Genomic DNA, 7,440 nt, shown 5'->3' with positions numbered 1-7,440 from the left:
CCGTACTATATTCTAATGAAGGATTTGAGTTTGCTCAACACAATGTGGTCGATGGTGCTGCCCGGCGCCTTGTCGGTGTACAACATGATCGTCGCACGCACCTTCATCCAGTCGACGATTCCGAACGAGCTGTACGAAGCCGCCGCCATCGACGGCTGCAACGATTTCCGGTTTTTCTTTTCCATTGTTCTGCCGCTCTCCAAGGCGATAATCGCCGTCATTGCGCTATTCTCGGCTGTCGGCCACTGGAATGCGTATTTCAATGCCTTGATGTTCCTGAACGACAGAAGCCTATACCCCTTGCAAATTATATTGCGGGAAATCCTGATTATGAACCAGGTCGATGCCACGATGATTATGGACCCCGAGCTGCAGGAAGCGAACGCTCAGGTGGCCGCCGTGTTGAAATATTCATTGATTGTCGTCGCGACACTGCCGATTCTATGCGTATATCCGTTTATACAGAAGTATTTCGTCAAAGGCGTCATGATCGGCTCGCTCAAAGGTTGAACTTACGGAGGGAATAAAGATGAGTGTCGGCATGAGAGAGATCAGAGAGGCCTTGCGGGGCGGCGACCGCGACGGTTATACGTTATTTCCTGAGATCCGCCGCAATGATAATTGGGCCAGGGTGATGGATCATCCGGTCGTCGGGCGAAAGGCCGCCGAATTATTGCGCTTCGCGAGTGCCATCAAGGAAGCGGAGCCGCAGCGGATGAGCTTCGCGGCGTTCCGGCTGTTCGGTGAAACGGGCGATCGGAGGCAATATCAGACCCAATACTTCAACAGCCGCAAAGAGGTGTACTCGCTGGCGCTGGCGGAGGTCATCGAGGATAACGGCGCGTATGTGCAAGCGCTCGAGGAAAGATTATGGCTGTGGTGCGATCTGTATACCTGGGACATCCCGGCCAGTGTGCCGCTCAGTCCGGAGGAGATTGAGAAAGCGAAGGTGGAGGCGGACGAGGTCGTTGCCTTGTTTGGCTCCGAGACCGGATTTTATATGGCGGAAATTTTGTCGGTTGTCGGGCATAAGCTTCATCCGCTGCTTGCTCACCGTCTGAAGAAGCAAGTGTTCAGCCGGATTATCGACTCTTATAGAAAACGGACGTTCTGGTGGGAGGATGTCGCCATGAACTGGGCTTCCGTCTGCGCCGGAGCCGTCGGCTGCGCGGCGCTCTATCTGATCGAGGACGCTGATGAGCTGAGCCTTGTGATCAACCGCATTCTTGCCACGATGGAGACGTATTTGTCGGGCTTCGACCGGGACGGTATCACGCCGGAGGGCCTCGGCTACTGGTCATACGGTTTCAGTTTCTACGTCTATTTCGCCGAATTGCTGAAGGAACGGACAAACGGACGACTCGATTTGATGCATGCCAAGCCGATCCTCCGGAAAATTGCCGAAATGCCGCTATATACGCAATTTCCGGATTCGACGATGATCAACTTCTCCGATGCGCCGGGATCTGTATGGCACGGGGAATATGGACTGCTGTGCCGGCTTTCCAAGCGATTCGACATCCCGGATTACAAGCTGCCGGAGGAGTCGACTCTGTATTACGACCATACCAACAAGTGGGCGCATCTATCGCGGAGTCTGTTCTGGGGATTGGATGCCGGTGCTGCCGACAGCTATATGCCTAGAACGGGCTGCTTCCATTTTCCGGAGAGCGGGTGGCTGATCGACCGCCGCGGCGGCGGGGCGGAGCCGTTCCGCGCTTTTGCGGTGAAAGGGGGCCATAACGGAGAACCGCATAATCATAACGACTTGGGCCATTTTATCCTTCATTTCGACGGGGAAACGCTGTTTTGCGATTTGGGAGCGCCGGAATACGTCAAAGCTTTTTTCAGCGACCGGCGATATACGTTTCTCCATGCTTCGTCCGAAGGCCATTCGGTGCCGATCATCAACGGCCATGCACAGGCAGCCGGCGAAGGACATTTTGCCAGGATCGTCGATTTCACCGAGGGCGAGGACATCCGGTACGCACTGGATCTGACGGCCGCTTACGAGGTGGCCGGACTCGAAAGCTATACCCGGCACTACCTCTGGCACTTTGACCGCTGCGAGTTGGAGATCGAAGACTGCTTCGCCTTTGCCGCGACGTCCAATACGATCGAGGAGGTGTTCATGACCTCCTATCCGGTGCAAGTCGTTCGAGACGGCCTGCTGCGTATACAAGGAGAGCACTCGCACGCCGAGTTGCGGTTCGATCCCGCCGCCTCGGTCGATGTGTTGGAGGAAGCGTACGAATCGCATTCGGGTCGGGACGAGACGGTCAACCGGATCGTGATCGCGAGGCGATACGATTCGGATCGCGTCACGGTCGGCATCACAGTCAGGATCGTGCCTGGCGATCACGGGGCTGGAACCGAGGCTGCGCGGATTCTACGTGATCAGCTCGCTTACCCGAACACCGGTATATAGTAGCGTCTTGACGATCATCATGTCTTGAAAGTTCTTCGTTTGCCAAACCACATCGTAACAGCGCTTAAGCTCCTCTTTTGTATGCTCATAGGGGGGCTTCTTTGCTGTTTTTAACATCGGCAAAGAGCCAAAAATTTGTTATGCTCTGTTGACAAGTTTGTTCTACCGGAGTAGAATACAATCACATTCATTCTACTGTAGTAAAATTCCATTGAATAGGAGCTTGACCATGCAAATCAAGTTATTTGATTCAGAACTAAAGATAATGGATGTTCTCTGGAAGAATGGGGATACCACCGCCAAACGGATAGCAGAAATCTTAAAAGAGCAAGTAGGTTGGAACAAAACCACGACTTACACGCTAATCAAAAGGTGCATTGACAAGGGGGCGATTGAACGTGTCGAACCTAATTTCGTGTGCCGTTCCCTTGTCACGATTGAACAGGCGAGAGAGCTTGAAACAACAGAACTCATTAACAAAATATATGACGGCGCCGCCGATCAGCTTGTGGCTTCTATTTTGGGACGCAAAAACCTATCCCCGGAAGAAATTGAAAAACTAAAGCGGCTCGTCAATAGCTTGGAATAAGGGGAATGGTTATGGGCTTGCTAAACATGAGTTTTTCGGCTGTTATTCTTATTCTAGCTATCGTAATCATCCGTGTGCTGCTATTGCATAAATTGCCGAAAAGAACCTTTCTGGTTTTGTGGAGTGTAGCGTTATGCCGCCTGCTGATTCCCTTTGAAGTTTCGTCACGATTCAGCATTTATTCGGTGATAAATATGCTGAAGGGCAGCGTTTCCGGAACCGATTCACCGTTGGCAGGAATACCAGTTATGCTAACCCATACGGCTATAACAGAAACTGCCGCAACCTTGCCGGAGGCGGTAAATGCAAATGTATCCCCTTTACTAATAATCTGGTTCATTGGTTTTGCGGTCTGCACGCTGTTTTTCCTTGTAACACACCTGCGTTGCCGCAAGGAGTATAAGACTGCGCTTCCTATCGATAATGTCTTTGTGAAGCGCTGGCAACAGGTACATCCAATGTGGAGAGGTGTTCAAATACGGCAATCGGATCTAGTTTTTGCTCCCCTGACCTATGGTATATTCCGACCGATTGTACTTCTGCCTAAACAAATCGATTGGACAGACGAAACCCGACTGCGCTATATTCTGACCCATGAATTTGTGCATATCCGGCGATTCGACACGTTGACAAAGTTAGTACTAGCAATTGCTTTATGTGTTCATTGGTTCAACCCTTTTGTGTGGCTGATGTATGTGCTTGCGAATAGGGATATAGAATTGTCTTGTGATGAAGCTGTTGTAAGGGCTTTTAAGGGGAATGTAAAATCAGCCTATGCTCTGACATTGATTGGACTGGAAGAAAAGAAAAGCCGTTTTACTCCGCTTGTAAACAATTTCAGTAAACATGCTATTGAAGAAAGGATTGTATCGATTATGAAAATCAAAAAACGCCACGTACTTACTCTTATTTTAGCTGTTGTGCTTGTATCCAGCGTTACACTCCTATTTGCAACGGCGGCAGACCGTACTGAGGAAAAGGGAAATCATACCCCGGTGAATATGGTGGATGCTAGTATAGATGGTAATGCTTTAAAGTACGCAAACCTGTATATTGATAAGATTTTATCTCATCTTGAGCTTACCGGATCGGAAACGGATAATATTTCAAGTATCCTTGTTACAGCTATCACGAATGCTAAAAGCACCGGCCTATACGACTATGCAAGAACACATGTTTTGAGTGGAAATACGGAGGATGATATTCGGATTCTTCTAAAGTATGAATCTTTTGAGCTTGTTCCAGCGTTATCAGTTGTTTTAAAAGAGTCAAGTCATGATGCGCGTGGACAGATTATTGCTGCTGTTTATCAGGAATACGCAAGTGCAATGGAAAAAAATCATCCAGTTGAATATGAAAGTATGATAACCCATCTGGAACATTGGAGAAACAAATAATCTGATTCAGGTCAAATGTCATTTGATGGAGAAGCATATCCGTCAGAAAAAATGTGATAGTTTTGAAGAGGATTTTTATGCGCAAAGCCGCTGTATGAAGCATCGCAGTGGGAACTGGTATTACGGACCAAGCCTCCAAGCCGAGGCGAGTAAACTTATGTAGAAAAACATTATCTCGATCGTTGATATATTTGGAACGCGAATCTTTAAGGCGCCGTAGGCATATGCTCAATCATGTCGTCTATGAGAGGATGTTGTTCGTGTTTTCTTTTTCTTCGGGGAATTATCAAATTCCAAATCCTAATTATCGGGTTATTCCTCAGGGGTTTTACAGTGGTAACCCTTTTTCCGAACCGGGATGGGTTTGGTGGCAATATCCTCAAAATTCTGGAGGGGGCTATCGGTCACTGGCACCTCAGCGGCTAACCTTCGTACTTGTGCATGGTTCCTGGGCCGATGCTCATTTTTGGGACGGAGTAGCTGCAGTGTTGCGTAATCAAGGAAACATAGTCTACACGCCCGAATACGCAGGCAATGGAACTGATCCAAATAAAAATGTCACGCATGCAATGATTACGAAATCAGTCGTTGATTATATTAAACACCTGAACTTGCACGATTTTATTCTCGTTGGGCACAGCTTCGGTGGAACAGTCATCCAAATAGTTGTTGAACAGATACCTGATCGTATTAAACGTTTGGTATTTTGGGATGCGTTCGTATTAAAAGACGGATAATCGGTTGTTGACGAGTTACCGCTTCAAACGAAAAAAGGTTTTGAACAGCTTAGAGCCATGTCTCATGACGATACAATCATGCTTCCGTTTGATTTGTTTCGAGCTTTGTTCGTCAATACGGCCACCACCGAGGATGCTAAACTATTTTATACAAGTGTTGCTCCGGAGCCGGCTAAACCGCTTAAAAGATGACGGGTAGATGGTTCGAGGAGTTTACCTCGTTGAGAGGCAAATGAAGGTTATCGAGAGGGGACCGAATATTTCCAGCAAGAGGGAGAGGCGATGGAGCGAACGATTGATGATCGGGCGCTCCATTATTATATCCGCTTATAGCGCGGTCGCTTGAGGCTCCGTACGAAGTCGGGATTGGAACTCATTCAGCAGCTGAAAATAGTTAGGCACTTTGCGAATGTGAGCGGTAATTTTACTGATCAGTTGCATGTATTCATCGTTTTTGATCTCGGATGCGATTCGAAAAATCGTGTTGAGGCTACCGATCGCTTGATCTTTACTTATCATTCCCCCCTCCAGATGGAGAAGAGTACGTTCAATTTCGCTGTTCATAAACCACAAAGCCTTCGTTTTCATGTTATCCAAAAGCCGTTCACCCGTTTCCTTAAGTATTGGTCATTTGCCGACGTTTATCAGTATATGCAATGACCATTTTTTATAGAAGAGGTGTAAATCAGAAGTTTCGTCGCACTGTTCGATCACGAGCTTCTTTCTGTTATGGTGAAGTCGGAGGCGATTCATCCCATAAACAACTGCCCGATCGGCTCCCGTAGTCCGTTGAAGTAACGTTTTCCGTTATCAATGACTCGTGGTACGGTCTTCCCCCAGTCTGTAACGGCAAAGTGCACTTTATCCCTCATACGCTTGCATCAAAGTTTTTATGTCAATTTTACTCTTCGTTTGGAGCAACGCTTCCATAACTCTTTCTGATTTTTCTGGATCTGGGTCGCTTACCATCTCGGTTAGAGTGGAAGGAATAATTTGCCACGACAAACCATAGGTGCAAACCGGGACAGAGAACCAAAAGTTGGCTAATTACAAACGAAAGTTTGCTATATTTCGGGTAAAATTGGTGGTGAATGGGTTTGAATCAACAAGATTTGTTGTGTGATAGTTAGTTTGAAGGGTTGCCTTATGCGTGCTATCCAACAAAAATGGTAGGGTAGCGTTTAAGATACATTCCGAGAACGAACTCTCGGCGTATGCAATTGTAGGTTACTTTGAGCCGTATAACTCTCACAAAATCCTTCCTCATGGAGGGATTTTCTTTTTGTGGACAGGGGAGTACAATGACCATAAGAATGGATGGAAAGGAACTCCCAATGCCTCAAACGAGAAGTCTGTTTCCAGCCTTACGGACGGATACCCCCTGCCATCCGCAGGTAGTTGCCTATTATTTTAAACAATGGCAAGGCTTTCATATGCCCTTTCACACCCATGATGCAACGGAGATTATGTATACCATTCAGGGGTTTTGCGATATCGAGCTCCAACTTTCCCCTTTACAAACCGAGAGGGTAAGATTGAAAAAAGGGGAATTCATCCTGCTTGATGCGAATGTTTCCCATCGACTGATCGTGGAGGACGAGGAGCCGTGCCGCATGCTCAATGTGGAATTTCGTTTTGCGGCTCATCGGGGTGTGATGCCTTCGATCCAACAGATCGCAGCGGAAGAGAAGCAATTTTCTTCTTTATTAGAGGTAGAAACATCCTATTTGGTACTTCGCGATCCCGACGAAATCTATCATGTGATGAAAAGCCTGGTGCTAGAGCTGGATAAGGCGGCTGACAAAAGTGAGACGATGATTCACTTACTGATTGCCCAACTGTTGATCCGAATTGCTCGTTTGCGTCGTGAAACCGTAAGCAACAGTTTGGTGCAAAGCGAACGGTATGTGAAGCAAAGTTTGGATTATATGCATCAAAATTACGATCGTGAGATCCAAGTGAAAGAAATAGCAGCGGCTGTGAATTTGCATCCAGCCTATTTACAGCGAATATTCAAAGCGGTGACAGGACAAACCTTGATAGCATACTTAACGGAAATACGGATGGAAAAAGCACAAATGCTGCTGCTCGAAACAGATATCCCGATTGCGGATATTTCTGAATATATCGGGGTAGGCAGCCGACAGTATTTTCATATGCTATTCAAAGCACATACAAGGTTTACACCCACAGATTATCGGAAATCGATGAATAAACATAAAGCTGTATACCCAGAAGAAAGTTAGAATATTTGACAATTGGTAGATGATAAAGTTAGAAATTTGATAA

General features: G+C 47.1%; 7 protein-coding genes. 6 read left to right on the top strand and 1 reads right to left on the bottom strand.

What is annotated here, in order from left to right:
* From PKO02S_RS24305 to PKO02S_RS24280, 5 genes are all read left to right on the top strand, one after another.
* On the top strand, nucleotides 1-510 hold a 510-nt coding region (locus PKO02S_RS24305), incomplete at its 5' end, for a carbohydrate ABC transporter permease (protein ID WP_164821654.1).
* 19 nt (nucleotides 511-529) lie between these two features.
* On the top strand, nucleotides 530-2,428 hold the full coding sequence (locus PKO02S_RS24300; RefSeq protein ID WP_127587042.1) for a heparinase II/III domain-containing protein: 1,899 nt from the start codon (nucleotides 530-532) through the stop codon (nucleotides 2,426-2,428).
* Nucleotides 2,429-2,657: 229 nt separating this feature from the next.
* A complete protein-coding gene (locus tag PKO02S_RS24290; protein WP_127587040.1) occupies nucleotides 2,658-3,017 on the top strand; it encodes a BlaI/MecI/CopY family transcriptional regulator in 360 nt (119 codons plus the stop codon).
* An 11-nt stretch (nucleotides 3,018-3,028) separates the two neighbouring features.
* Entirely contained in the window at nucleotides 3,029-4,414 is a 1,386-nt protein-coding gene (locus PKO02S_RS24285; protein WP_164821653.1) for a M56 family metallopeptidase, read from the top strand.
* Nucleotides 4,415-4,638: 224 nt separating this feature from the next.
* Nucleotides 4,639-5,151 (top strand): alpha/beta fold hydrolase, encoded by a 513-nt coding sequence (locus PKO02S_RS24280; RefSeq protein ID WP_246067310.1) that lies wholly within the window; start codon nucleotides 4,639-4,641, stop codon nucleotides 5,149-5,151.
* Nucleotides 5,152-5,478: 327 nt separating this feature from the next.
* On the opposite strand, the gene PKO02S_RS24275 is transcribed toward PKO02S_RS24280, so the two are convergent.
* The gene (locus tag PKO02S_RS24275) at nucleotides 5,479-5,670 is read right to left on the bottom strand and encodes a hypothetical protein (protein ID WP_127587036.1); all 192 of its coding nucleotides are present in this window, start codon (nucleotides 5,668-5,670) and stop codon (nucleotides 5,479-5,481) included.
* 782 nt (nucleotides 5,671-6,452) lie between these two features.
* Between PKO02S_RS24275 and PKO02S_RS24265 the strand changes: the two genes are divergently transcribed.
* Nucleotides 6,453-7,397: an AraC family transcriptional regulator gene (locus tag PKO02S_RS24265; RefSeq protein WP_373865238.1), complete on the top strand. Its 945-nt coding sequence runs from the start codon at nucleotides 6,453-6,455 to the stop codon at nucleotides 7,395-7,397.
* Nucleotides 7,398-7,440 lie beyond the last annotated feature (43 nt).

The organism is Paenibacillus koleovorans NBRC 103111 (assembly GCF_004000845.1).
Taxonomy (GTDB): Bacteria; Bacillota; Bacilli; order Paenibacillales; family NBRC-103111; genus Paenibacillus_AA; species Paenibacillus_AA koleovorans.
Note: the sequence above shows the minus strand (reverse complement) of the source record. Positions and strands in the feature narration are given on the sequence as shown.

Coding starts and splice junctions, on each gene's coding strand:
- PKO02S_RS24300 (WP_127587042.1), top strand. CDS start 530: ATGAGTGTCGGCATGAGAGAGATCAGAGAGGCCTTGCGGGGCGGCGAC.
- PKO02S_RS24290 (WP_127587040.1), top strand. CDS start 2,658: ATGCAAATCAAGTTATTTGATTCAGAACTAAAGATAATGGATGTTCTC.
- PKO02S_RS24285 (WP_164821653.1), top strand. CDS start 3,029: ATGGGCTTGCTAAACATGAGTTTTTCGGCTGTTATTCTTATTCTAGCT.
- PKO02S_RS24280 (WP_246067310.1), top strand. CDS start 4,639: ATGCTCAATCATGTCGTCTATGAGAGGATGTTGTTCGTGTTTTCTTTT.
- PKO02S_RS24275 (WP_127587036.1), bottom strand. CDS start 5,670: ATGATAAGTAAAGATCAAGCGATCGGTAGCCTCAACACGATTTTTCGA.
- PKO02S_RS24265 (WP_373865238.1), top strand. CDS start 6,453: ATGACCATAAGAATGGATGGAAAGGAACTCCCAATGCCTCAAACGAGA.